This window comes from Roseateles sp. P5_E1 (assembly GCF_054049335.1).
This window is the reverse complement of record NZ_JBFUMN010000033.1, coordinates 34,805-59,613: the sequence shown is the minus strand read 5'-3', so window position 1 is coordinate 59,613 and position 24,809 is coordinate 34,805. Positions and strand designations below refer to the sequence as shown.

Annotated in this window: 24 protein-coding genes; 12 read left to right on the top strand and 12 right to left on the bottom strand. The window is 67.2% G+C overall.

Going from position 1 to position 24,809, the window contains the following annotated elements; genetic code table 11:
• Nucleotides 1–210, top strand: a 210-nt coding sequence (locus tag ACXJKJ_RS21090) for an IS3 family transposase (protein ID WP_457392165.1), incomplete at its 5' end; no start/stop codon positions are given.
• Between the two features lies 1 nt (nucleotide 211).
• Here ACXJKJ_RS21090 and ACXJKJ_RS21085 read toward each other — a convergent pair.
• Nucleotides 212–1,129, bottom strand: a complete 918-nt coding sequence (locus ACXJKJ_RS21085; RefSeq protein ID WP_457392162.1) for a hypothetical protein — start codon at nucleotides 1,127–1,129, stop codon at nucleotides 212–214.
• Between the two features lie 3 nt (nucleotides 1,130–1,132).
• Nucleotides 1,133–2,191: a tRNA preQ1(34) S-adenosylmethionine ribosyltransferase-isomerase QueA gene (gene queA / locus ACXJKJ_RS21080; protein WP_457392159.1), complete on the bottom strand. Its 1,059-nt coding sequence runs from the start codon at nucleotides 2,189–2,191 to the stop codon at nucleotides 1,133–1,135.
• A 137-nt stretch (nucleotides 2,192–2,328) separates the two neighbouring features.
• On the opposite strand from queA, the gene ACXJKJ_RS21075 reads away from it, so the two are divergent.
• Entirely contained in the window at nucleotides 2,329–3,081 is a 753-nt protein-coding gene (locus tag ACXJKJ_RS21075) for a substrate-binding periplasmic protein (RefSeq protein ID WP_457352166.1), read from the top strand.
• A gap of 19 nt (nucleotides 3,082–3,100) precedes the next feature.
• On the opposite strand, the gene ACXJKJ_RS21070 is transcribed toward ACXJKJ_RS21075, so the two are convergent.
• Nucleotides 3,101–5,476 (bottom strand): YCF48-related protein, encoded by a 2,376-nt coding sequence (locus ACXJKJ_RS21070; RefSeq protein ID WP_457392156.1) that lies wholly within the window; start codon nucleotides 5,474–5,476, stop codon nucleotides 3,101–3,103.
• Nucleotides 5,477–5,633: 157 nt separating this feature from the next.
• Between ACXJKJ_RS21070 and recG the strand changes: the two genes are divergently transcribed.
• A complete protein-coding gene (recG, locus tag ACXJKJ_RS21065; protein ID WP_457392154.1) occupies nucleotides 5,634–7,667 on the top strand; it encodes an ATP-dependent DNA helicase RecG in 2,034 nt (677 codons plus the stop codon).
• 14 nt (nucleotides 7,668–7,681) lie between these two features.
• Here the strand turns inward: recG and ACXJKJ_RS21060 are convergent, their stop codons facing one another.
• The 8 genes from ACXJKJ_RS21060 to panB all read right to left on the bottom strand — a co-directional run bounded on the left by ACXJKJ_RS21060 (nucleotide 7,682) and on the right by panB (nucleotide 13,974).
• A complete protein-coding gene (locus ACXJKJ_RS21060; protein ID WP_056200823.1) occupies nucleotides 7,682–7,876 on the bottom strand; it encodes a hypothetical protein in 195 nt (64 codons plus the stop codon).
• A 115-nt stretch (nucleotides 7,877–7,991) separates the two neighbouring features.
• Complete coding sequence (locus ACXJKJ_RS21055; protein ID WP_457392151.1) at nucleotides 7,992–8,711, bottom strand: LytR/AlgR family response regulator transcription factor; 720 nt, start codon at nucleotides 8,709–8,711, stop codon at nucleotides 7,992–7,994.
• Nucleotides 8,708–9,748, bottom strand: a complete 1,041-nt coding sequence (locus ACXJKJ_RS21050; RefSeq protein ID WP_457392149.1) for a sensor histidine kinase — start codon at nucleotides 9,746–9,748, stop codon at nucleotides 8,708–8,710. Before ACXJKJ_RS21050 ends, ACXJKJ_RS21055 begins: the two co-directional genes overlap by 4 nt.
• Nucleotides 9,749–9,767: 19 nt before the next feature.
• A complete protein-coding gene (locus ACXJKJ_RS21045) occupies nucleotides 9,768–10,664 on the bottom strand; it encodes an alpha/beta fold hydrolase (RefSeq protein WP_457392147.1) in 897 nt (298 codons plus the stop codon).
• A 133-nt stretch (nucleotides 10,665–10,797) separates the two neighbouring features.
• On the bottom strand, nucleotides 10,798–11,499 hold the full coding sequence (locus tag ACXJKJ_RS21040) for a peptidylprolyl isomerase (RefSeq protein ID WP_056200835.1): 702 nt from the start codon (nucleotides 11,497–11,499) through the stop codon (nucleotides 10,798–10,800).
• A 75-nt stretch (nucleotides 11,500–11,574) separates the two neighbouring features.
• Nucleotides 11,575–12,219: a peptidylprolyl isomerase gene (locus ACXJKJ_RS21035; RefSeq protein WP_457352156.1), complete on the bottom strand. Its 645-nt coding sequence runs from the start codon at nucleotides 12,217–12,219 to the stop codon at nucleotides 11,575–11,577.
• A 1-nt stretch (nucleotide 12,220) separates the two neighbouring features.
• Complete coding sequence (panC, locus tag ACXJKJ_RS21030) at nucleotides 12,221–13,054, bottom strand: pantoate--beta-alanine ligase (RefSeq protein ID WP_457392145.1); 834 nt, start codon at nucleotides 13,052–13,054, stop codon at nucleotides 12,221–12,223.
• 113 nt (nucleotides 13,055–13,167) lie between these two features.
• Nucleotides 13,168–13,974, bottom strand: coding sequence for a 3-methyl-2-oxobutanoate hydroxymethyltransferase (panB, locus tag ACXJKJ_RS21025; protein WP_457392143.1), 807 nt, complete (start codon nucleotides 13,972–13,974; stop codon nucleotides 13,168–13,170).
• A gap of 301 nt (nucleotides 13,975–14,275) precedes the next feature.
• Between panB and ACXJKJ_RS21020 the strand changes: the two genes are divergently transcribed.
• From ACXJKJ_RS21020 to ACXJKJ_RS21000, 5 genes are all read left to right on the top strand, one after another.
• Entirely contained in the window at nucleotides 14,276–15,199 is a 924-nt protein-coding gene (locus tag ACXJKJ_RS21020) for a hydrogen peroxide-inducible genes activator (protein WP_457392141.1), read from the top strand.
• Between the two features lie 68 nt (nucleotides 15,200–15,267).
• Nucleotides 15,268–15,990 carry a mobilization protein gene (locus ACXJKJ_RS21015; RefSeq protein WP_457392139.1) on the top strand — a complete coding sequence of 241 codons (723 nt, stop codon included), beginning with the start codon at nucleotides 15,268–15,270 and terminating at the stop codon, nucleotides 15,988–15,990.
• Nucleotides 15,991–16,129: 139 nt separating this feature from the next.
• On the top strand, nucleotides 16,130–18,292 hold the full coding sequence (gene katG, locus ACXJKJ_RS21010; protein WP_457392138.1) for a catalase/peroxidase HPI: 2,163 nt from the start codon (nucleotides 16,130–16,132) through the stop codon (nucleotides 18,290–18,292).
• Nucleotides 18,293–18,512: 220 nt separating this feature from the next.
• Nucleotides 18,513–19,007: a Dps family protein gene (locus ACXJKJ_RS21005; protein ID WP_056200854.1), complete on the top strand. Its 495-nt coding sequence runs from the start codon at nucleotides 18,513–18,515 to the stop codon at nucleotides 19,005–19,007.
• Nucleotides 19,007–19,612: an AraC family transcriptional regulator gene (locus ACXJKJ_RS21000; protein ID WP_457352144.1), complete on the top strand. Its 606-nt coding sequence runs from the start codon at nucleotides 19,007–19,009 to the stop codon at nucleotides 19,610–19,612. Before ACXJKJ_RS21005 ends, ACXJKJ_RS21000 begins: the two co-directional genes overlap by 1 nt.
• Here the strand turns inward: ACXJKJ_RS21000 and ACXJKJ_RS20995 are convergent.
• Nucleotides 19,587–20,615 (bottom strand): fatty acid desaturase family protein, encoded by a 1,029-nt coding sequence (locus ACXJKJ_RS20995; RefSeq protein ID WP_162247827.1) that lies wholly within the window; start codon nucleotides 20,613–20,615, stop codon nucleotides 19,587–19,589. The two genes, ACXJKJ_RS21000 and ACXJKJ_RS20995, sit on opposite strands and share 26 nt — an antisense overlap.
• Nucleotides 20,616–20,820: 205 nt before the next feature.
• On the opposite strand from ACXJKJ_RS20995, the gene ACXJKJ_RS20990 reads away from it, so the two are divergent.
• From ACXJKJ_RS20990 to ACXJKJ_RS20975, 4 genes are all read left to right on the top strand, one after another.
• Nucleotides 20,821–21,393 (top strand): hypothetical protein, encoded by a 573-nt coding sequence (locus ACXJKJ_RS20990; protein WP_056200862.1) that lies wholly within the window; start codon nucleotides 20,821–20,823, stop codon nucleotides 21,391–21,393.
• Entirely contained in the window at nucleotides 21,390–22,427 is a 1,038-nt protein-coding gene (locus tag ACXJKJ_RS20985; protein ID WP_457392137.1) for a sensor histidine kinase, read from the top strand. Before ACXJKJ_RS20990 ends, ACXJKJ_RS20985 begins: the two co-directional genes overlap by 4 nt.
• A complete protein-coding gene (locus ACXJKJ_RS20980; RefSeq protein ID WP_056200869.1) occupies nucleotides 22,424–23,116 on the top strand; it encodes a LytR/AlgR family response regulator transcription factor in 693 nt (230 codons plus the stop codon). Before ACXJKJ_RS20985 ends, ACXJKJ_RS20980 begins: the two co-directional genes overlap by 4 nt.
• Before the next feature lie 63 nt (nucleotides 23,117–23,179).
• Nucleotides 23,180–24,808, top strand: a complete 1,629-nt coding sequence (locus ACXJKJ_RS20975) for a peptide chain release factor 3 (RefSeq protein WP_457392134.1) — start codon at nucleotides 23,180–23,182, stop codon at nucleotides 24,806–24,808.
• Nucleotide 24,809: the final 1 nt, after the last annotated feature.

The following is a 24,809-nucleotide window of genomic DNA, read 5'->3' as shown; positions in this document are numbered from 1 at the left end:
CTGGCCGAGACGATCAACGGGCTGTACAAGGCCGAGCTGATCCACCGGCGCGGGCCCTGGAAGACGCGCGAGGCGGTGGAGATTGCCACGCTCGAATGGGTGTCGTGGTTCAACCACCGCCGCCTGCTCGAACCCCTCGGCCATGTGCCGCCGGCAGAGTTCGAGGCCAACTACTATCGAATTCTTGAGTCTCAGACCGCAGCGGTCTGACTCAAGCCAACGGGCCTCCATAGATCCCGGGGCGGTTCACTTTGATGTTTGTCTCATCAAACCCGAAACCGAGGAATACAAGACGATCCGCCTGCTCAATCCAGCTACGCGCCTTCTCGAAATTGACGCCTTCATTGCCAGTCCTTTCGTGGGCAATGACTTGAAGTTGCCTAGCCGCAGCTTGCACAACGGAGGTCAGGTTGTGCGAAAGCTGCCCGTGCTTTATTTCGGCCGCGATTTTCCCAAGCGGCAATTGCCGCAGGTCGCCAAGCGAGCCGTAAACATGGCAAACGTCCAATTGCTTCAACTGCTTCAATACATCGACTTGCCAAGCAGCATCCCCGATTCGCGCTAGGTGCAACGCACGCAGGCGATTGAGCAAGAACTGCTCGAAGGTTCGCTCGTAATTGAACGTGATGATGCGAAGACGATCCTCATCGAGCAATCGCTGAAAGTCGTCAACGTCGCGGATCGCCAATGACTGCCAAAACGTCCTGTACCAATGGGGCCTGGGCTGCGTGTTAACGCCGGAAGAGCTACAAGGAACCGGATCGTTTTGATCGCTCAAATGCTGCTCTGCGCCACCAATACACCATGCAATCGCCAGCATCCCGAGCTCGCGAAATGACGCGTAGTTCGCAGCGAATTCCTGACCAAGAAACCAGTCAATGCTGGGCGGCATTTGGCCGCGAATGAGCTGAGCCATGCTCCCAAGTTGTCGGCGCAACTCCGCAGGTTGGACTCGTCCTTGAAAGACCAGGTCCACCAAATTAGCAAACAGCTCGGCATTGTTTCGACTGGGGCCGTTGCTCGAAGCAGCCTCGCATAGCTCCGTGATCTCAGTCAGCAGCGCATCGCCGGTCGGCAGACCGTAGTCAAAGCTTCCTCCAGCGCCAATAACGACGACTGCTTTCTTCATGTGTCAGCCCTTGTGCTGTCGATCCAGCAGCATCGCATCGCCATAGCTGAAGAAGCGGTAGCGCCCGACAATCGCATGGGCGTACAACGCCTTGATGCGCTCGTAGCCCGCAAAGGCGCTGACCAGCATCATCAGCGTGCTCTTGGGCAGGTGGAAGTTGGTGACGAGGCAGTCGACGACGCGGAACTGGAAACCTGGCGTGATGAAGATGTCGGTCTCGCGCGCGCCGGCCTCGAGTTGGCCACCCCGCGCCGCCGATTCGAGGGCACGCAGCGTCGTCGTGCCGACGGCAACCACCCGGCCGCCTCGCGCGCGGCAGGCGGCGACGGCATCCACCGTCGCCGGCGGCACCTCGAACCATTCGCTGTGCATCTTGTGGTCGGCCAGCTGCTCGACGCGCACCGGCTGGAASGTGCCGGCGCCCACATGCAGGGTCACATGGGCGCTCGCAACGCCACGCTCGGCCAGGCGGGCGAGCAGGGCTTCGTCGAAATGCAGGGCCGCCGTCGGCGCGGCGACGGCACCGGGCTCCTTGGCAAACACCGTCTGGTAACGGCGCACATCGTCTTCGCCGTCGGCATGGGCGATGTAGGGCGGCAGCGGCACATGGCCGTGCGCCTCCAGCAACGCGAAGGGGTCGCCGGCGAAGCGCAGATGGAAGAGGCCGTTGTCCGGCCCGCAGCGGCCCAGCACTTCGGCATCGAAGGCATCGGCAAACCGCACGCGGCTGCCCGGCTTGGGGCTCTTGCTGGCGCGCAGATGCATCCAGACTTCCTGGGTACCTGGCAAGACTCGTTCGATCAGGGCCTCCACCGAACCGCCCGTCGCCTTCACGCCGAAGAGACGCGCCTTGATGACCTGGGTGTTGTTGAAGACCAGCAGGTCGCCAGGATTCAGCAGGTCGGGCAGCTCACGGAAGACGCGATCCACGAGGTCGGCGCCACTCGCGTCCAGCAAACGCGAGCCACTGCGCTCGGAGGCCGGGTGCTGAGCGATCAGCTCGGGGGGGAGGTCGAAATCGAAGTCGGCGACCGTGTAGGCGGCGGCTGGGGAGGAGCTCATGAGGCGCGTTGGAGGGCCGGACAGACCCGTGCCAAAGGGAGGACGCATTGTCCCATCGGGCCGACCGCGTCTTATTCCACACCGCCGGCCGCTTGGTCATACGGACGTCAGCGTTGTCACCCTAGACTCGCGGCCCCGTGAAGCGCCGTACCTGTCTCGCCCTGCCCGCTGTCTTCGGCCTGCCCGCCGTGGCGGTCGCGGCGCCGGCCGAGCGCGCGCTGGTGGGCTTCACCGAAAACCTGGCGCCGCTGAATTACCAGGACGGCGCCGACGTTCGAGGCTTCAGCGTCGAGTTGCTGCGCAAGATGGCGGCCGCCGTCGGCCTGCCACTGGAACTGCAGGTGCTGCCTTGGCAGCGCGCCGTGCAGATGGCCGAGACCCAGCCCGCCAGCGTGCTGTTCTCGCTGACGCGCACGCCCGAGCGCGAGTCACAGTTCCAGTGGGTCGGGCCGATCGCGCCGCGGCGCGTGCTGATCTACCGGCTCACCAAGCGCGGCGACCTCAGCCTGCCCCAGCTCAGTGAACTGGGCGAGCGCCGCATCGGTGTCGTGCGCGACTCGGCGGCCGATCGCCTGCTACAGGCGGCCGGCCTCAGGCCGGGCATTGAGCTCGAGCACGGGCTGGACGACGCCACCAATGTGCGCAAGCTGTTGGCCAGCCGCATGGAGTTCGTCGTGCTGCTGGACTGGGCCGCCGCCTGGGCCATGCGCCAGCACAAGCTGGCCTACGCCACGCTGCAGCCGGTCATGGAGTTGGATGTCGCCCGCGCCTACTGGTACGGCCTGCGACCGGAGGCCGACCCGGCCTTGGTGAAACGCCTGCAAGCAGCGCTGGACGCGATGAAGCGCGACGGCCGCTATGAGCGGTTGAGGCAGCGCTACTTCCGCTGAAGCAGCGCTGCCGGCGGCGTCAGTTGCCGCCGTTGCCGGTGGCCAGCACGAGGCCATTGGCACCCGTGATCCAGGCCGTATTGGCATCAACCACCTGAATGGRGCTCAGCGCCAGGTTGGTGCCGCTGGGCTGTTGCCGCCAGGTCTTGCCGCCGTCCTGCGTGGCCAGGATCAGTCCGCCGTCTCCGACGATCCAGCCCACCTTGGCATTGGCAAACTTGATGTCGCGCAGCAGGCCATTGCTGCTGGGCAGCTTGACCAGGGTCCATTTGGCTCCCGCATCTTCGGACTTGAGCAGCGTGCCTTCGGAACCCACGGCCCATACCGTCTTAGCGTCAGTGAACGCCAGCGAATAGAGGGTGGAGGTGGTGCCGGTGTACGCAGCATTCCAGGTCGCGCCAGAGTCCGTGGAGACATAGACGCCCCCCATGTTGCCCACGGCCACCCAGGACTGCTCGCCAAGGCGCACAGACATCACGCCATTGGGCAGTGTCATTTCGGTCCAGGTCTTGCCGCCATCACGCGTGTAGGCGAACTGGGCCCCCGAATTGCGCTGCGACCAGCCCAGCGTCTCGGTCTGAAAGTAGGCACCGGTCAAGCTCACACCCGACGCCGTCGGCACATTCGTCCAGCTCTGGCCAAGGTCGGTCGACTTGTAGAGTCGACCATCGTTGCCAACCAACCAGCCCGTCTGCTTGTTGACGAACTGAACGGAGCGTGCCCCGTTGAAGCCGACGCTCTTGACTTCCCAGGTGATGCCGCCGTCCTTGGTGGCGTAGGACTTGTTGGTGGCGTCGGTCATGAAGCCGTTCTTGGCATCGCCGAACCCCACCACAGCCATCTGGCCGTAGTAGCCGCCGCTGTCGACAGCCGTGAAGACCTTGGTCCAGTTCTGGCCGTTGTCCTTGCTCAGGTACATCGCGCCCTGGCCGTCCGAGGCGAGCAGGCTGCTGGTGTCGACGCGCCGGAAGCTGTCACTCGAATAGGAAAAGGAGTTCACGCCACCCGGCATGCTGATCTTGGCCCAGGTCTGGCCCGCATCACGGCTCAACCACAGGGTCGAGTAGTTGCTGGCGATGATGTCGCTGCCGCCGATCGGAATGTAGGAGAAGGAGTAGTAATAGGGCTCGGCCGGAGGTCCGGCCAGCGTGGTCCAGGTCATGCCGCCGTCGGTGCTGCGGATCAGGCCGTTGTTGCCGCTCGCCACCAGCGTCTTGGCGTCGACCGAGACCTGATACAGGCGCTGGATGCCCACCGTCGTCCCGCCCGGCAGGTCCACCTTGGACCAGTTGGCGCCACCATCCACCGTCGTGTACACGGTCTCGGCATAGACGTACCGGTACGTCGTGTAGTCGTAGCTGGACGTCCGCGTGTAGGCCGCGAGATGTTGGTCATCCTGCGCCAGCATGGTGGCAGCCTCGAAGTAGTAAGACGTCGGCGGGAGCTTGAGATCGAGTGAGCTGGTGTAGGCCTGGCCACCGTCCGTGGACACGCGGACGCTGTTGTTCTGGATGAGCCAGAACTTGCCGCTTGACGTGATCTGGTAAGGCGTCGAAGTGATGGTCTTCCAGGTGAGACCTCCGTCCGTGCTGGTGAAGAACAGCCCCGTGCCGCCGTTGCTGATACCAGGCCGACCGATATAGACCGTCTTGGCGTCGACGGCGGTGATGACACCCAGGTCAGCGCTGCTCAGGTAGTACGAAGGGTCTCCAAACTTGGACACCGTCCAGGTGTTGCCGCCGTCGGTCGTGCGCAGCAGTGCGCCGAAGGCACCCGTGGCCCAACCCGTCTGGGCATCGAAGAACTTGATGCCGTAGATGGCCGCGTTGACGCCCGAATTCTGGCGAACCCAGGTGCCACCGCCATCGGTCGTCTTGAAGATTTCACCGCTCTCGCCACCACGCCAGCCGGTGGTGGCGTTCAGGAAATAGACGGTGTTGACGTGATTGCCCGTCGGTCGGGGGTTTTGCCAGCACCAGCCGGTGTTCGATGCGCCGGTGCACTCGAGTCCGCGCACGTTGGCGATGTTGGTGATCGCGACCTTGGTGCGCGTCTCGCGGCTGCTGCCGGCCTCGTTGGTGACCTTGAGCACCACATCGAACTCGCCACCGCTGGCAAAGCTGTGGCTGGGTGCGGCATCCGTGCTGGTGCTGCCGTCGCCGAAGTCCCACTGGAACTTGAGGCCGGTGAGCGTACCGGCCGAATTGCCGAACGCCACGGCAGTGGCCGAATCGGACGTGGCCGGGGCGGTGATGGCCAGGTTTTCCGGAATGACGGTGGGTGCCGGCGGCGGGGGAGGCGTGCTGTCGCCACCGCCACCACCGCAGGCCGTGAGCACGGCGGCAGCCAGCATTCCCATTCCCAAAGCGCGCACGCGCAGCGTCAACTTCTGCATTGCAGACCCTCCCTGGCCCCGATCCGGGCTGTTTTTGTCGGGCCGGATTGTGATGCAAAAGGAGGGCATGGCGTTGGCTTCGTCCGCTCGAATGAGGGGTTCGAGGCTCCCGACGCCGGGCGGTCGGCGCGCTGCTTTACGAACGCAAAATGCCGGCATGCCCGAGCCAGCCAAGTCCGCACCGCAGAAAGCGATGGAAAAGCTCGGCCTGCTGCGCGACATCGACCTGGCTCTTCACCTGCCGATGCGCTATGAGGACGAGACCCAGCTGATCCCCATTGCCGCGCTGCGCGAGAACGAGCCGGCGCAGGTGGAGGGCGTCGTCGTCGACTGCCAGGTGGAGCTGCGCAGCCGCCGCCAGCTGCTGGTGCGCGTGAAGGACGACTCCGGCACGCTGCTGCTGCGCTTCCTGCACTTCTACCCCTCGCAGCAAAAGCAGATGTCGGCGGCCACCCGGCTGCGCGTGCGCGGCGAGGCACGCGTCGGCTTCTTCGGCCGCGAAATGGTGCACCCCGTCGTCAAGGTCGTCGACGAGGACACGCCGCTGGCCCAATCATTGACCCCTGTCTATCCGGCTTCGGCGCAACTGCCGCAGGCCTATTTGCGCAAGGCCGTGGCCTCGGGCCTGGCGCGTGCGGACCTGCGCGAGCTGCTGCCGGCCGGCGTCGTACCGCAGGGGCTGCCGGGCTTGAAGGACGCACTGCACTACCTGCACCACCCGCCACCCAGCGCCTCGCTGGCTGCGCTGGAAGACCACAGCCACCCGGCCTGGCAGCGGCTCAAGTTCGAGGAGCTGCTGGCTCAGCAGTTGTCTCAGCTGCAGGCGCAGCGCGAACGTGCACTGCTGGCGGCGCCGGCCCTGCGCGCCCACCCTGGTGGCCTGCACGAGAAGCTGCTCGCGGCCCTGCCCTTCCAGCTGACCGGCGCTCAGCAGCGCGTGTCCGAGGAGATTGCGCAGGACCTGGCCCGGCCACAGCCGACGCACCGGCTGCTACAAGGCGACGTCGGTTCAGGCAAGACCGTCGTCGCCGCCTTGGCCGCGGCCGTGGCCATCGACGCGGGCTGGCAGTGCGCGCTGATGGCACCCACCGAGATCCTGGCCGAGCAGCATTTCCGCAAGCTGGTGCAGTGGCTGGAGCCGCTGGGCCTGAAGGTCGCGTGGATCACCGGCAGCGTGAAGGGCAAGGCGCGGCAGAAGATGCTCGATGCCGCCGGCTCGGGCGAGGCCCAGCTCGTCATCGGCACGCATGCCGTCATCGAGGACAAGGTGAAGTTCGCCCGGCTGGGCCTGGCCATCATTGACGAGCAGCATCGCTTTGGCGTGGCGCAGCGGCTGGCCTTGCGCAACAAGCTCAAGGCGATGGACCTGGAGCCCCACCTGCTCATGATGAGCGCGACACCGATCCCCCGCACTCTGGCGATGACCTATTTCGCCGACCTCGATGTTTCCACCATCGACGAGCTGCCGCCCGGCCGCAGCCCCATCGTGACCAAGTTGTTCACCGAGTCCAAGCGCCACGACGTGGTCGACAAGATCCGCATGGCGGTGGCGGACGGCGCCCAGGTGTACTGGGTCTGCCCGCTGGTGGAGGAGAGCGAGGCGGTGGACCTGCGCAATGCCACCGAGACCCACGCCGAGCTGAGCGGGGAGCTGCCGGGCTGCAGCGTGGGCCTGCTGCACGGCCGCATGGCCGCGGGCGAGAAGGCGGCCGTCATGGCGCAGTTCTCCGCGGGTGCAATGCGCGTGCTGGTGGCCACCACCGTCATCGAGGTCGGTGTGGACGTGCCCAATGCCAGCCTTATGGTCATCGAGCATGCCGAGCGCTTCGGCCTGGCGCAGCTGCACCAGCTGCGCGGCCGCGTCGGGCGCGGCGCCAAGGCGAGCGTGTGCGTGCTGATCTACAGCCCGCCGCTGTCCGACACGGGCAAGTCACGGCTCAAGGCCATGGCGGAGACGACCGACGGCTTCGAGATCGCGCGGCGCGACCTGGACATCCGCGGCCCGGGCGAGTTCATGGGCTCGCGCCAGAGCGGCGCTGAGCTGTTGCGCTTTGCCGATCTGCAGGAGGACGCACCCCTGCTGGTCGCCGCGCGCGCGTTGGCGCCCAGGCTGCTGGATGAGCATCCCGAGGCGGCGCGACGTCAGGTCGCGCGCTGGCTCGGAACAAAGGCGGAGTTTCTGAAGGCCTGAGAAGGTGGGAGGCCTTACTTACAGACGAAGCTCTTCGCGTTGACTTCCTTCACGTTGCCGGCGCCACAGGCAGCCACGGCGCGTTCGGTGTTCTTGGCCATGGCGTCGGCATCAAACGCATTGGATGAGCCGGCCGGCGGTGCGAAGACGCAGGCACTGAGCAGGGCGGCGCAAGCCAGGGCGAGGAGAGAGCTTGTGAGACGGTTCATTCGAGTTGTGGGGTCAGGTGTTGAGGAAGGCGGATCGTCGCCAATGTCCGCCGCAGGTGACCGCGGCATGCGACGAACTGCGCAACGCCTGGGACAGGCCGTGCGCTGACAGCCGCTACAGCTCCAGCCTCTCGCGCAGCAGCCTGGCCTGCCGCCTCGACACCTCGACCTGATGCCCATCGCGCAGCGTGACGCGATAGCCGTCGTTGCTCCAGGGCTGGATGCCCTGGATCCAGCGCAGGTTGATCAGATGGCTGCGGCTGGCGCGGAAGAAGAGCTGGGGGTCAAGCTTCTCTTCCAGGCTGGTGAGAGTGCGGTTGATCAGAGGACGCTGACCGTCGAACCAGGCCTGGGCATAGTTGCCGCAGGCCTCGAAGCCGGCCACTTCGCCCAGGCGCACGAACCAGCAGCGCTCGCCATCGCGCAGGAAGACCATGTCGTCGACGCCCTTGAGCGTTGTCGCCGGTGCTGCGACGGGCGCGGGACGCAGGCGATCGCGGGCCTTGGCAAGCGCCGCTTCCAGACGGTCGGCGGCTATGGGCTTGAGCAAATAGTCCAGTGCATTGCGCTCGAAGGCGGCCAGCGCATGCTGGTCATAGGCCGTCGTGAAGACGACGAGCGGCATGTGTTCGAGTTGGTCGAGCAGGTCGAAGCCGGTGGCGCCGGGCAGTTCCACGTCGAGCAGCAGCAGCTCCGGTTGCAGCGTGTCGATGGCCTCGCGCGCCGGCGCCAGCTCGGCGGCCTCGCCGACGATGTCGGCATCGGGGATGGCCGCCAGCAGCGTGCGCAGCTCCTGGCGGGCCAGGCGCGAGTCCTCGACGATGTAGATCCTCATGCGTTCAGTTCCWCGGTGACGTTGACGCGGCCGTCGGCCGCCGCGATGCGGCAGCCCGCGCCGTCGCCGCCAGCGCGCGCGAGGCGCTCGCGCAAGTTGGCCAGGCCCAGGCCGGTGCTGTCCGTCGACCCCGGCTTCCATTGGCCTGGGTTGTCGACGGCAATGCTCAGCTTGCCGCCGTCGCGCCCGATATGGATGTCCACGACACCACCACCGGCCGTGCGCGCGATGCCATGCTTGATCGCGTTCTCCACCAGCAGCTGCAGCAGCATGGGCGGCACGCTGGCGCCCGCCGTGGCCGGGTCGACCTGCCAGTCCACGCGCAGCCTCTCCTCATGGTGCAGCTGCTCCAGCGCGATGTAGTCGCGCACGACGGCCAGCTCGTCGGCCAGCGGCACGCGTTCCTTGGCGCTGTGCTGCAGCGTGTGGCGCAGCGTGTTGGACAGGCGGCTCAGCATCTCGCGGGCACGGGACGGATCTTCGTTGATGAGGGCACGCAGGTTGTTCAGTGCGTTGAACAGGAAATGCGGGTTGATCTGGGCGCGCAGCACCTGCAGCTCCAGCTCGCGCGCGGCGGCCTCGGCCTGCCATTTGGCGACCTCGCCGACACGCCAGCGGTGCAGCATCTGCAGGCCCATCCAGACGGCCATCCACAGCCACAGCATGATGGTGGTGTTGACCGTGTAGCTCAGCAGCACCAGCCAGCCTTGCGGCACATTGGGTGGGAAGCGCAGCAGGCCGAGCGAGATCCCGGCCCAGTTGATGGCGAAGAGCACGACCTGCACTGCCAGGGCGAACAGCGGCGGCAACAGGGCCAGGCGCAGCAGCAGGGCGGGTGGCGAACGGTCCAGCCAGGCGCGGCGCAGGGCCAGGGCGCGCAAGCCCTCGCTGGCCGCCCACAAGCCGCCACCGACGCAGCCCATCACAAAGACGAAGGAGGCGTTGAGCGGCTGGAAGCTCGACACCATCGCGAGCGAGATGGCCACATAGCCGCCCCACAGCAGCGCCTGCACCCCCATCCGCTTGCGCGTGTCCATGCCCCTCAGCCCTCTCGATTTACTTGCCGGCGGCCAGGAAGCCCTTGACCTCGCCAACCAGCCAGTCGGCATCGTCCCACATGAGGAAGTGATAGCCGCGCTGGCTCATGGACACCTTGGCGCCGTTCAGGCCGGCGTACTGGGCCTCGAAGATCTTCTTCGTGCTCTCCAGCGTCGAGCCCATGGGCTCGTAGGCGGCCCAGGCGCCCAGCACCAGCGTCGGCGCAGTGATGCGGGGCAGCAGCGGGCGCAGGTCGTCGCCCCACAGCTCGGACATGGCCTGAGCCGTTGTCGCACGGTCGCTGGCCAGGCCCCAACCGACGATGCGCTCGGCGTTGGCCGGGTTGCGGCTCATGCCACCCGCGCCCTGGCGGGTGCCGGCCTCCCATTGCTCCTTGGAGCCGGCCAGCATCTGCTGGCGCATGCCAGCCGCCATGCCGCGCGCAGCTTCGGGCGTCATGCCGCGCAGGCCGGCCAGGAAGGGCAGGGAGTCGACGATGACGAGGCGCTCGATGCGGCCGGGCTTCTCGGCCGCCATCTGCAGGGCCAGCACGCCGCCCAGGCTGTGGCCCATGACGACAGGTCGGTCGAGCTTGCGGTCGTCCAGGTAGGCCAGCAGGCGGTCGCGCATGCCGGCCAGGAAGTTGTCCGTCACCACCGCAGGCGCGCCGGCAAAGCCGGGCAGCTGCACGATGTGGCATTGCACGCCGGGCTGCAGGGCAGCGCAGGTCTCCGTCCAGGTGCTGGCCGCGCTGTTCAGGCCAGGGATCATGACGACCGGCCGGCCCTGGCCGACCAGGTCCACGCGCAAGTCACGGAACTCGGTCGTCGCGGCCTGAGTGTTGCTCACCCAAAGGGCGGTGGCGATGCCCACGGCGGCGCCGAACAGGCCGATCCACGAGGTCTTGCGGGTCATGGCGTCTTCTCCATCAAGGTTGTGATGGAGGCATGTTGGCCATGTCCAGGCCGGGCTGCCCGGGCCCGATGACGAACGGCAAGCCGCGCTGACGAATGGCGAGCCGCCAGGACGGACGGGCCTACTTCAGACCTTACTTCAACCTTTGGGCCCAGTAGACCAGCACCTCGGTGCGCGGCTCGATGTCGGTCGAGCTGTAGGTGTAGGTCGGCACGACGTTGATCGCGTCCAGCGTGTTGAGGCCGGAGATGATGCGACCGAAGACGGCATAGCCCGGGTTGGCAGCGCTCTGGTAATCCAGGCTGGTGTTGTCCTTCACGTTGAAGAAGAACTGGCTGGTCGCCGAGTCCGCATCGCTGCGGCGGGCCATGGCGATGGTGCCGCGCAGGTTGGACAGGTCGTTGTTGCTTTCCAGCTTGATCGGCGCATACAGCGGCGTCTTGGTGACCATGCCGCTTGTGTAGCCACCGCCTTGGACGACGAAGTCGCGGTCGACGCGGTGGATCAGCGTGCTCGTGTAGAAGCCCGCCGAGACGTATTTGTAGAAGTTGGCCACCGTCAGCGGCGCGTAGGTGTCGTAGAGCTCAACGACGATCTCGCCGCTGCTCGTCAGCATGCAGACCGTGCCCCATTGGCTCGCGGCGGACGCGGCCAGGCCTGCGGGGCTGCATGACTGCGTGGGCGGATTCGGGTTGGGATTGGGGCGCGGGTATTGGGTGCCGCCCCCTCCGCCTCCGCCTCCGCCGCCCACTTCGATCTCGACACCGCCGCCGCAGGCGCTGAACAGGGTGGCCGAGCCGGTGACCAGCAACAAGGTGGCGAGACGTTTGAACATGGCAGGACACCCGCGAGGTGAAGGGGCCTGCCTAACGAAGCGGCCCGCCGTCTGGACGACAGCGGACGCAGCTTGTTACGGAATCACCTTGGCATCGGTGATGGTGATGTCGACGAGCGGCACGTCCGAGGCATTGGTGTTGACCGCACGGATCTTGTCCACGATGTCCATGCCCGCCGTCACCTGGCCGAACACGGCATAGCCAGGGTTGGCGGCACTGGCGTAGTTCAGGCTCGTGTTGTCCACGGTGTTGATGTAGAACTGGCTGGTGGCGCTGTCGGGCACCGAGGTGCGGGCCATGGCCAGCGTGCCGCGCAGGTTGGACAGGCCGTTCTGGCTTTCCAGCTTGATGGCCGCGTAGGTCGGCGTCTTGTCCCGCAGGCCGTCCGGCCCGCGCGTGACACCGCCGCCCTGGATGACGAAATCCCTGATGACGCGGTGGAAGACCGTGCCCTTGTAGAAGCCGTCGTTCACATACTTCAGGAAGTTGTCCACGCTGATGGGCGCGTGATTGTGGTCCAGGCCCAGCTCGATGTCGCCCATGGAGGTCGTGATCTTGACCTTGTGCGTGACGGTCAGGGTGACCGGCGTCGAGGGCGGCGGCGGGGTGACAGGGTCACCGCTGCTGCCGCCACCGCCACCGCAGGCGGCCATGGTCAGCACAAGGGAAGCGGCGGCCAGGGCCAGCAGCGGGCGGCGGCGCAGTCGAATCTTTGTCATTTCAAGTTTCAAGGTTATCGATCAAACGGGTGCTGCTTAGTTTCGCAGCTCCTAACGCGACCAGCGGCTGACCTTCCACCGCTGCCCCAAGATCGTGCTGCCGGCGCAGCGTCAGATAGTCTGGCGCCCAGCCCGCATCGCGCAGCGACTGCAGCGCCTGGGCTTCCATCCCGTCCAAGTCGCGCTCTCCGGCGTGCCAGCGGGCGATCAGCTCTTTCAGCGTTCGGGACAGCCGCAGCGCCTCGGTCTTCTCGGCCTCGCTCAGGTAGCCGTTGCGCGAAGACAGCGCCAGGCCTTGCTCGCTGCGGCGCGTCTCGCCACCGTGGATCTCGATGGGCAGGGCCATCTGCGCCGTCATGCGGCGCAGCACCATCAGCTGCTGGTAGTCCTTCTTGCCGAACACCGCCAGCGTCGGCTGCACGATGTTGAAGAGCTTGTGCACGACGGTGCAAACCCCCGTGAAGAAGCCGGGGCGGAAATGGCCTTCGAGGATGTCGGCCAGTTCGGTCGGCGGCTGCACCTTGTAGCCCTGCGGCTCGGGGTAGAGCTCCTTCTCCGACGGCGCGAAAACGATGTCGCAGCCCGCGCCTTCGAGCAGCGCGCAGTCGCGCTCCAGCGTGCGCGGGTAAGTGTCGAAATCCTCGTGTGGCGCGAACTGCAGCCGGTTGACGAAGATGCTGGCGACGACGGCGCCCGCCGGGCCGACCAGCTCGCGCGCCTGTCTGACGAGCTGCAAGTGGCCGTCGTGCAGGTTGCCCATCGTCGGCACGAAGCCCCGCTGGCGGTGGATGGCGAGGGCGTCGCGCAGTTCGGCGATGGTGTGGATGACTTGCATGTTGCTAACAGCCTGAAGCAAACAAAGCCACAGAGGCACAGAGGCACAGAGATATCGCAGACATTGACGTTTTCCTCTGTGTCTCCGTGCCTCTGTGGCTGTGTTCCGGCGTCTTAGAACCCATGAACTTCGTTCTCCGGGAAAGTCTTGGCCTTCACCTCGTCCACATAGCCTTTCACGGCGGCCAGCACCGAGTCCTTGCCGGCCATGAAGTCCTTGACGAAGCGCGGCTTCCTGCCCGGCGTGATGTTGAGCATGTCATGCAGCACCAGCACCTGGCCCGAGGTGCCCACACCCGCGCCGATGCCGATGACGGGCACCGGGGACTCGGCGGTGATCTCGGCGGCCAGAGCGGCCGGCACCATCTCGTACAGCAGCATGGCCGCGCCCGCGTCCACCAGTTCCCGCGACTCGCGCTTCATGCGCGCCGCGCCGGCCTCGTCGCGGCCCTGGACCTTGAAGCCGCCTAAAGCGTTCACCGTCTGCGGCGTGAAGCCCAGGTGAGCGCAGACCGGGATGCCGCGCTCGCTGATGAAGCGCACGGTCTCGGCCGTCCAGCCGCCACCCTCGAGCTTGACCATATGGGCACCGGCTTTCACCAAGGCCGCAGCGCTTTTCCAGGCCTCTTCCTTGCTGACGTGATAGCTGTCGAAAGGCAGGTCGGCAATGATCCAGGCCCACTTGTGGCCGCGTGACACGCAGAAGGTGTGATAGACCATGTCCTCCAGGCTGACCGGCGCCGTGGAGCCGCGGCCCTGCAGCACATTGCCCAGGGAATCGCCGATCAGCAGGATGTCGACACCGGCTTCATCGAGCAGGCTGGCGAAGGCCGCGTCGTAGCAGGTCAGCATGGCGATCTTCTCGCCGCTGGCATGCATCTGCGCCAGGCGCGGCAGGGTCATGGGCTTGCGGTCAATCATGGCCACCTCTCAGTGAAAACCCTGGGGCCACCCCCGAGGCGGCCGCAGTGTAGCGTTCGGGCCTTGCTCCGGTGGCTGAGCATGGCCGAGAGACTGGCGAGGCGGGCCGCTGGGTAGGCGCGACGACGAATGTGGGCTTGTGCCCACGAGGCGGAGCAACACCCCCAGCGGCTCGAAGCGCCAGACCAGCGGCCATGCAGCGCTTCGGATCGGAGTGGTGAGCGCCGACAAAGACATGAGGTTTTGATGTGACAAGCATTTCGAGCAATGGCGAGCGGTCAGCTGCCGGGGCAAGGCCTGTATGACCCTCACAGAGTTGCGCTACATCGTCGCCGTCGCCCGCGAGCGGCATTTCGGCCGCGCGGCCGAGGCCTGCCACGTGTCGCAGCCGACGCTGTCGGTGGCCATCAAGAAACTGGAAGAAGAGCTGGACCTGAAGATCTTCGAGCGCGGCGGCAACGAGGTGTCGGTCACGCTGCTGGGTGACGAGATCGTGCGGCAGGCGCAGTCGGTGCTGGACCAGGCCGGCGCCATCAAGGAGATCGCCAAGCGCGGCAAGGACCCGCTGGCCGGCGCCCTGCGCCTCGGGATCATCTACACCATCGGCCCCTATCTGCTGCCCGAGCTGGTCAAGCACACCATCGAGCTCTACCCACAGATGCCACTGATGCTGCAGGAGAACTTCACGGTGAAGCTGCTGGAGATGCTGCGCACCGGCGAGCTGGACTGCGCCATCATGGCCGAGCCCTTCCCCGAGGCGGGCCTGGCCACTGCCCAGCTCTATGACGAGCCCTTTGTCGTCGCGCTGCCGGCCGTGCACCCGCTGGCCACGCGCGAGACCATCAGCGCCGAGGAACTCAAGCGCGAGACCATGCTGCTGCTGGGCACCGGCCACTGCTTTCGCGACCACGTGCTGGAGGTCTGCCCGGAGTTCGCGCGCTTCTCCAGCGATGCCGAGGGCATACGGCGCAGCTTCGAGGGCTCGTCGCTGGAGACGATCAAGCACATGGTCGCCTCGGGCATGGGCGTGACCGTCGTGCCCGCACTCAGCGTGCCGCGCGAGCCGAGCCGGCACCTGCGCTTCGTGCCCTTCAGTGAGCCCATTCCGACGCGACGCGTCGTGCTCGCCTGGCGGCGCAGCTTCACGCGCTACGAGGCCACTGCGGCGCTGCGCAATGCCATCTATGCCTGCCAGCTGGACGGTGTGACCCGGCTGTCGCAGTGACGGCCTGAAACAGCCATGTTGCGCCGCACAATGTTCTACTGCGCATCATCTTCACATCCGCCTTCACCATGAGCACCCTTCCCGCTGACACCACGGCTGGCGCCATCCATTTCGTTGGCGGTGAAAAGGGCGGCGTCGGCAAGTCGCTGCTGTCGCGCCTGCTGGCGCAATACATGATCGACCGCGGCATCCCCTTCACCGGCTTCGACACCGACCGCTCGCACGGCGCCCTGCTGCGCTTTTATGCCGACTACGCCTCGCCGGCGCTGGTGGACAACTTCGCGGCGCTGGACGCTATCGTCGAGAGTGCCCTGGCCGAGCCCGGCCGGCGCGTGCTGGTGGATCTGGCCGCGCAGACGCACGAGCCGCTGGCGCGCTGGATGGACGAGTCCGGCGTGCTGGAGCTGGCGGCCGAGGCCGGCGTGGCCGTGCAGTACTGGCATGTGATGGACGCCGGACGCGACTCGGTGGACCTGCTGGCCCGCCTGCTTGACCGCTTCGGCGACCGGCTGCGCTATGTGCTGGTGCTCAACCAGTTGCGCGGCGACGACTTCTCGCAGCTGGAGCGCTCCGGCCAGCTCGCCCGCGCTCAAGGGCTGGGCGCCCGCACCATGCCGCTCAAGCATCTGCAAGACGCGGTGCTGCGCAAGATCGACGCGGCGGATGCGAGTTTCTGGTCGGCCCGAACCGCGTCCAGCGGCGAGGGCGCCAAGCTCGGCTTGCTGGAGCGCCAGCGCCTGCGCGTGTGGCTGGCGCTGGTGGAGAGCGAGCTGGCGCGGCTGGGCGTTTAGGGCGAGACGGTGCAACATCGGGCGCCGCCCGCGCGGCGCTTGATGATGATTTTGGCTATTGGTAGATTAGTTCTATTCAAATCCAAAACTCAATAGTCATCATTAAGCTTCGGTCTCCCCCCAGACACCAGGAGCAGACATGAGCGACCCGACCTCCAAGAGCGAAGGCAAGTGCCCCTTCCACCACGCCGCCGGCAGCGGCACGACGAACCGGGACTGGTGGCCCAACCAGCTGCGCGTCGACCTGCTGAACCAGCATTCGAGCAAGTCCGACCCTCTCGGTGACGCGTTCAATTACGCCGAGGCCTTCGCCAAGCTCGACTACCCGGCGCTCAAGGCCGACCTCGTCAAGCTGATGACCGACAGCCAGGACTGGTGGCCGGCCGACTTCGGCCACTATGGCCCGCAGATGATCCGCATGGCCTGGCACGCGGCCGGCACCTACCGCACCACCGACGGCCGCGGCGGCGGCGGGCGTGGCCAGCAGCGCTTCGCGCCGCTCAACTCCTGGCCCGACAACGTCAACATCGACAAGAGCCGCCGCCTGCTCTGGCCCATCAAACAGAAATACGGCCAGGCCATCTCCTGGGCCGACCTCTTCATCCTGGCCGGCAATGTGGCGCTGGAGTCCATGGGCTTTCGCACGCTGGGCTTCGCCGGCGGCCGCGAGGACGTCTGGGAACCCGACATGGACGTGGCCTGGGGCGCCGAAACCAAGTGGCTGGCCGATGACAAGCGCTTCGAGGGCGACCGCAACCTCGTTGCCAGCGTCGGCGCGACCCATATGGGCCTGATCTATGTGAACCCCGAAGGCCCCAATGCCAACGGCGACTACCTGGCCGCGGCCAAGGACATCCGCGCCACCTTCGGCCGCATGGCCATGGACGACGAGGAGACCGTCGCGCTGATCGCCGGCGGCCACACCTTCGGCAAGGCCCATGGCGCGGCACCCGAGCACCACAAGGGCCTTGAGCCCGAGGGTGCCGGCATCGAGTCCCAGGGCCTGGGCTGGACCAGCGGCTTCGGCGGCGGCCATGGCAAGGACACCATCTCCAGCGGCCTGGAAGTCACCTGGACCCAGACCCCCGCGCAGTGGAGCAACCACTTCTTCGACAACCTGTTCAAGTACGAGTGGGAGGCCACCACCTCGCCGGCCGGCGCCAAGCAATGGGTGGCCAAGAACGCGCCCGAGGACATCCCCGACGCTCACGTCCCGGGCAAGTTCCACAAGCCCACCATGCTGACGACCGACCTGACGCTGCGCTTCGACCCCGAGTTCGGCAAGATCTCCCAGCGCTTCCGCGACGACCCGCAGGCCTTTGCCAACGCCTTCGCCCGCGCCTGGTTCAAGCTGACCCACCGCGACATGGGCCCCAAGGCGCGCTACCTCGGCCCCGAGGTGCCCAAGGAAGACCTGATCTGGCAGGACCCGCTGCCCGCGCCCAGCCATCACCCCACCCCCGGCGACATCGCCGACCTGAAGGCCAGGATCGCCGCCTCGGGCCTGTCCGTCGCTGACCTCGTCGCCGTCGCCTGGGCCTCGGCCTCGACCTTCCGCGGTGGCGACAAGCGCGGCGGCGCCAACGGCGCCCGCCTGGCACTCGCGCCGCAGAAGGACTGGGCCGTCAACAAGGTCGCCGTGAAGGCCCTGCCCAAGCTGGCCGAGATCCAGAAGGCCTCGGGCAAGGCGTCACTCGCCGACGTCATCGTGCTGGCCGGCGTCGTCGGCGTCGAGCAGGCCGCCAAGGCTGCCGGGGTGACGGTGGACGTGCCCTTCACGCCGGGCCGTGTCGATGCCACCCAGGAACAAACCGACGTCGAATCCTTCGCCGTGCTGGAACCCCTGGCCGACGGTTTCCGCAACTACAGCAAGGGCAATCTGGGTGCGTCCACCGAGGCCCTGCTGATCGACCGCGCCCAGTTGCTGACGCTGACCGCGCCCGAGCTGACCGCGCTGGTTGGGGGCCTGCGCGTGCTCGGTAGCAATGCCGACGACGGCAGTCATGGCGTGCTGACCGACAAGCCCGGCACGCTGAGCAACGACTTCTTCGTCAAGCTGCTCGACATGGGCACGGTCTGGAAGCCGACGGACGCCAGCGCCGAGATTTTCGAAGGCCGCGACCGCAAGAGCGGTGCCGTCAAGTACACCGGCACGCGCGCCGACCTCATCTTCGGCAGCAACTCCGTGCTGCGCGCCTATGCCGAGGTCTATGCCAGCGCCGACGGCAGGGCCAGGTTCGTCAAGGACTTTGTCGCCGCCTGGACCAAGGTCATGGAACTGGACCGCTTTGACATCCAGTGAGCCCCTCGTCCAGCCCCGCATCGCTGAACGCGAGCGTGGCTGACCGGTCCCCCGCGGGGACGGCGATGCTCGCCGCATCGAGCCGCAAGCACATCGCCCAAGGCGGGCCGGCTTGGGAGCGGCCCTGCGCTCGGCCCGCAAGCTGACGTCACGACCCCGTTGACCCCGGGGTGGGCCGAATCCGTTAGGCTCACCCCGTACCGTTTTGGAGCCCCCCCGCATGGCCAAGAAGTCCGCCGCCCCGTCCATCAGCATCGGCATCAGCGAGAAAGACCGCGCCGCGGTTGCCGCCGGCCTGTCCAAGCTGCTGGCCGAGACCTACACGCTCTACCTGACGACGCACAACTTCCACTGGAACGTCACGGGCCCGATGTTCAACAGCCTGCATGCGATGTTCATGGCCCAGTACACCGAGCTGTGGAATGCGGTCGACCCCATCGCCGAGCGCATCCGCTCGCTGGGCTTCCCGGCGCCCGGCAGCTATGCCCAGTTCGCCAAGCTCAGCGGCCTGCCCGACGCGCCCGCCACGCCGCCCAAGGCCATGAAGATGGTCGAGGTGCTGATGCAGGGCCACGAGGCCGTCGCCCGCACGGCGCGCGCGCTGTTCCCGCTGGTCGACAAGGCCAGTGATGAGCCGAGCGCCGACCTGCTGACGCAGCGACTGACAGTGCACGAGCAAACCGCATGGATGCTCCGGAGCCTGCTGGAGGAGTGATGAAAGTCGCCGTCCTCACATTCGACGGCTTCAACGAGCTCGACAGCTTCATCGCGCTGGGCCTGATCAACCGGCTCTATGCCCAGGGCTGGTCGGCCGCCATCACCAGCCCGAACGCGCAGGTGACGTCGATGAACGGCGTGGTCGTCACGGCCCAGCAGCCGCTGGAGTTCGCCAACGAGGCCGACGTCGTGCTGTTTGGCAGCGGCATCCACACCCGCACCATCGCCAACGACAGCGCGCTGCTGGACCGGCTGCAGCTCGACCCGGTGCGCCAGCTCATCGGCGGCCAGTGCTCGGGCACGCTGCTGATGGCCCGCCTCGGGCTGCTGGCGGACATGCCCGCCTGCACCGACTCGACCACCAAGCCCTGGGTCGTCGAGGCCGGCGTGCGCGTCGTCGAGGAGCCCTTTCATGCCCGCGGCCCCATCGCCACGGCCGGCGGCTGCCTGGCCTCGCAATACCTGGCCGCGTGGGTCATGGCCTCGCGCGCCGGGCTGGACGCCGCGCGCAGCGCGTTGCATTACGCAGCGCCGGTCGGCGAGAAGGAAGCCTACGTGGAGCGCCTGCTCGGCGTCGTCAAACCTTTCCTGCCGCAGGCCTGACCGCCCGCGTCGCCTGCCGCAGTCGGCCGATGCCCTCGGCGACGGAGCCCACCCTCACCTGGTGGTATTCAGAGTCGGCCGGCAGCTGCTCCATCAGCCGGCGGTTGGCCGTCGGCAGCGCGTGATAGGGCAGGTAGGGCGCCACGTGGTGCAGCGCGTGGAAGCGCAGGCCCACGGGGCAGAGCAGCACCGAGATCGGGCCGTTGGAGTCGACGTTCAGCGAGTCCAGCAACTGGCCGCGCGCATCGCGGCCTTCAAGCTCCTCGACGTAGAGATGCGTGCCGCCCATCGCGCGGATGGTGTTCAGCGTCGCAATCAGCACGACGAGCAGCGCCCAGGCCGCCACCCACACCCAGCCCGCAAAGACGCCGATGGCCACCAGCGCCCAGCCCCAGGCGCAGCACCACCACTCGACCGCCATCGCCTCGGCGCGGGCGCTTTCCTTGATGGCCGGCGCACGAAACGGCATACGCAGGGCCATGTGGACGAACTCCGGGATCATCTTTTCGCGGATGGGCGGCAGCACGGCGGCCAACGGCGTCAGGACGGCGAAGCGCACCCACAGCGCCAGCGGCAGCGCGAAGTTCAGCGCAAACAGCTTGGCGCTGGCCAGGCCGGCGCGACCCTGGAACTGGTCGTACTCGCCGTCCTCACGGGTGCCATAGGTCGCCTTGTTGTGGTGGCCCTGGTGGATGGGCAGATAGAGCATGAAGGGGATGAGCAGCGGCACGCCGGAGACCGCATGCCAGGTCAGGCGAAAAGCCTTCATGCCCTGCTGGTGGAAGATCTCGTGGATGAAGGCCAGCGTGCGGTAGAGCAGCAGCACCGCCGCGACGAAGGCGAGCGTGCGCAGCAGCGGCGCCCCCGGCAGCACGGCGACGACCAAGGCCACCCACCCCACGGCGGCGCAAAGCAGCAGGTCGGCGAAGTAATGCGCCTGGTTGGGCTCGCGCAGGTCGGCCACCAGCTCCTGCACCCGCTTCATGTCAACCTGTTTATCCATCGTGCTCTCGTCTTGCAAAACCCGCCCACGATAATTCAGCGGCAATCCGCGCTCCATGTTTTCCAGACGAGCGGTATCCGTTGATGTCGACTTTTGACGCCTTGCCGCGCGCCCGGCGACCGTTCGCCCCGTTGCCCGGCGAGTCGGGCCTCACCCACCTAGTCTGCGTGCGGACCGATTCGTGTCCGTCACGGGAGATTGATTGATGAAAGCCTCAGCCATCGTTGCCGCCATCGGGGTGGGCGTGCTCGCCACGGCCCTTGCCAAGCCCACAGGCCTGCCTTCGGGTTGGCTGCAGACCGGCAGCGCCAAGACCTGCGAAGGCTCGGTGGTGCCGGCCAACGGCGCGCCTAGCGCCAAGGTCTTCAACATCGAGTGCAAGCCAGACACCGAGGGCTTCTCGACACTGATGCAGCAGATCGGCAGCGCCGACTATGCCGGCAAGCGTGTGCGCCTGACCGCCCAGGTCCACGGCGACCAGATCGCTGCGTGGGCCGGCCTGTGGATGCGCGCCGACAGCGGCCAGCGGCCCGGCACCGCGTTCGACAACATGAACGACCGGCCGCTGCGCGGCAGCTTCGGCTGGCAGACCGCGCAGGTCGTACTGGACATTCCCGCCGACGCAACGACGCTGAGCTTCGGCTTCCTGCTGGAAGGTACCGGCCAGTTGCAGGCCACGCAGTTCCAGCTGGACGTCGTGCCCGCCAGCACGCCGACGACCGGCCAGGGCCCCATCCAGGTGTTGCCGCGCCAGGCCGGCAACCTGACCCCGCCTTGAGCCGCACCGCGCGCACGCTGGGCGGCGAGCTGGCCCAGGCCCTGAGAGAGGAAAGGCTGGGCTGGCAACGGCCCGGCCCGCTGCTGGCCGGCGTCGCGCTGTTTGCACTGGCGGCGCCCTGGTTGCGCGATCACGGCGCCTGGGCGCTGTCCCTGGGCTTGTGGCTGGGCCACGCCATCACCGATGGCCTGTGCGGCCTGGTTGCCCGGCGGATGCGGCCCGAGCACCACGGCGCCTTGCCTGGCCTGCTGTTCCTGGCCCTGCTGCTGGGCGCGATGTCCGGTTGGTCCGCCGAGCAGGGCCTGACGCGCGAGCTGCTGAGCGGCAATGACCGCATCACCCGTGCCTGGCTGCACTTCAGCTTCTGCGCCCTGCTGCTGGGCCTGCCGCTGCTGCAAGGCCTGCGCCGCCAACGCGCCGTGCAGCGCGTGGAACAGGAGCGCGCCCGGTTGCGCGCCGAGCTGCAGATGCTGCAGGCGCAGATCGAGCCGCATTTCCTGTTCAACACGCTGGCCACGCTGCGCAGCTTCGTGCGCCAGGGCTCGGAGCGCGCGCTGCCCCTGCTGGACGCCGTCAGCGGCCTGCTGGAGACCACGCTGGAGCGGGTGCGCCAGGCCGAGGACTCGACGCTGGGCCAGGAGTGCCAGATCGTCGAGCACTACCTGGCCATCATGGCACTGCGGCTGGGCGAGCGGCTGAGCTACCGCGTCGAGGTCGACCCCGAGCTGCACGACCTGCCCCTGCCACCGCTGATGCTGCAGCCGCTGGTGGAGAACGCCATCCAGCACGGTATCGAGCCCAGCGAGAGCGGCGGGCAGGTGCTGTTGCAAGCCGAACGGGCCGACGGGCAGTTGCGGCTCAAGGTCATCAACAACGGTTGCGCGCTGACGGCAGACGCGACCGCAGGCCACGGCCTGGCCCTGGTCAACCTGCGCCAGCGCCTGCAAGCCCTGCACGGCGACCGCGCCGGCCTGAGCCTCGCCACCAACGCTGACGGCCTGACCGAGGCCACGCTCATCCTGCCGATGCCATGACGACTGCGCTGATCGCCGACGACGAACCCCAGCTGCTTGAAGAGCTGCAGCAACTGCTGGGAGAGGCCTGGCCCGAGCTGGAGATCGTCGCCCAGGCCCGCAACGGCACCGAGGCGCGCCGGCTGCTGGACGAGCTGCGCCCCGACATCGCCTTCCTCGACATCCGCATGCCCGGCATCGACGGCCTCGGCCTGGCCCAGCTCGCGCCGCCGGCCACCCGCCTGGTCTTCGTCACGGCGCATGCCGAGCACGCGCTGGCTGCCTTCGAGCGCGCGGCGGTGGATTACCTGCACAAGCCCGTCACGCCCGCCCGGCTGGCGGCCACGGTACAGCGGCTGCAGGCGGCTCAACCCCAGCGGTCGGATCTGCGCTTCCTGCAGGCCTGGACCGGCAACACGATGAAGCTGCTGGACGTGGACCACCTCGCCGCGCTGCGCTCGGAGCTGCGCCACACGCGGGCGCTGAGCCAGGGCGGTGAACAGCTGCTGCTGCGCACCTCGCTGGGCGAGCTGCAAAAGGAGCTGGACCCGCAACTTTTCTGGCAGATCCACCGCGGTTCGGTGGTCAACGCGCGGGCCATCGAGCGCATCGAGCGGCGCGACGACGGCGAGCTGTGGGTGCACCTGCGCGGGCTGGCCCAGGCGCTGCCTGTGAGCCGTGCGCACCGGGGGCGGTTCAAGGGCATGTAGCTGGGGAGGGTCTCAAGCAAGAGGCCCACGGATAATCCCGGGCTAGCCTGCTTCCAGAACTCCATGTCCGAAACCACCGCCAGCCGCATCGAGACGGAAGTCCGCCGCCGCCGCACCTTCGCCATCATCAGCCACCCCGACGCCGGCAAGACCACGCTGACGGAGAAGCTGCTGCTGTTCTCCGGCGCCATCCAGATCGCCGGCTCGGTGAAGGCGCGCAAGGCCACCCGGCATGCGACGTCGGACTGGATGGAGATCGAAAAGCAGCGTGGCATCTCGGTAGCGTCCTCCGTCATGCAGATGGAATACCGCGACTGCGTCATCAACCTGCTGGACACCCCGGGCCACCAGGACTTCTCCGAGGACACCTACCGCGTGCTGACCGCCGTGGACGCGGCGCTGATGGTCATCGACGCCGCCAACGGCGTGGAGCCGCAGACCCGCCGCCTGCTGCAGGTCTGCCGCGCCCGCAACACACCCATCCTGACCTTCGTCAACAAGATGGACCGCGAGGTGAAAGACCCGCTGGCGCTGATGGACGAGATCGAGGCCGAACTGGGCATGACGGTCGTGCCGTTCACCTGGCCGGTCGGCATGGGCAAGCAGTTCCACGGCGTGATGGACCTGCGCCAGCAGCGCATGCGCGTGTTCGCTCCCGGCGAGGACCGCGCCGCCGGCACCGAGGAAGTGCTGGAAGGCCTGGACAACCCCGCCTATGCCGAGCGCTTCGGCATGCAGTACGACCAGGCCAAAGGCGAGATCGAACTGGTGCGCGAGGCGGCCCCCGCGTTCAACCGCGAGGAGTTCCTGACCGGCAAGCAGACGCCGATGTTCTTCGGCTCGGCCGTCAACAACTTCGGCGTGCAGGAGGTGCTGGACGCCCTCGTCGAGCTGGCCCCCGCACCGGACTCGCGCGTCGCCATGCAGCGCACGGTGCAGCCCGATGAGCCCAAGTTCACCGGCGTGGTGTTCAAGATCCAGGCCAATATGGACCCGGCCCACCGCGACCGCATCGCCTTCCTGCGCGTGGCCTCGGGTCACTTCGAGCGCGGCATGCGGCTCAAGGTCGTGCGCTCCGGCAAGGAGCTGCGGCCCAACACGGTGGTGAGCTTCCTGTCGCAGCGCCGCGAGCTGCTGGATGAGGCCTTTGCCGGCGACATCATCGGCATTCCCAACCACGGCGTGCTGCAGCTAGGCGACACCATCACCGAAGGCGAGGCGCTGCAGTACACCGGCCTGCCCTTCTTCGCGCCGGAAATGTTCCGCGCCGTCGAAGTGGCTGACCCATTGAAGACCAAGCAGTTGCGCGCCGGCCTGACCCAGCTCGGCGAAGAGGGCGCCATCCAGGTCTTCCGCCCCATCGCCGGCAGCGTGCTGCTGCTGGGCGCCGTCGGCCAGCTGCAGTTCGAAGTCGTCGCGCACCGGCTGGAGCATGAATACGGCTGCAAGGCCCGCATCATGCCGAGCCGCTTCCAGGTGGCACGCTGGGTGACCTGCGACGACCCGGCGGAGCTGAAGCGCTTCATCGACGCCAACGATCACCGCATGGCCTATGACGCGGTCGACGCGCCCACGGTGCTGGTGGAGTACGCGCCCGAGCTGCGCGCCATCGAGAGCAACTGGCCCAAGATCAGGTTCCACGCGCTGCGCGAGCACGCGGGGCTGGTGTTCCAACAAAGGCTGGATGGCTGAG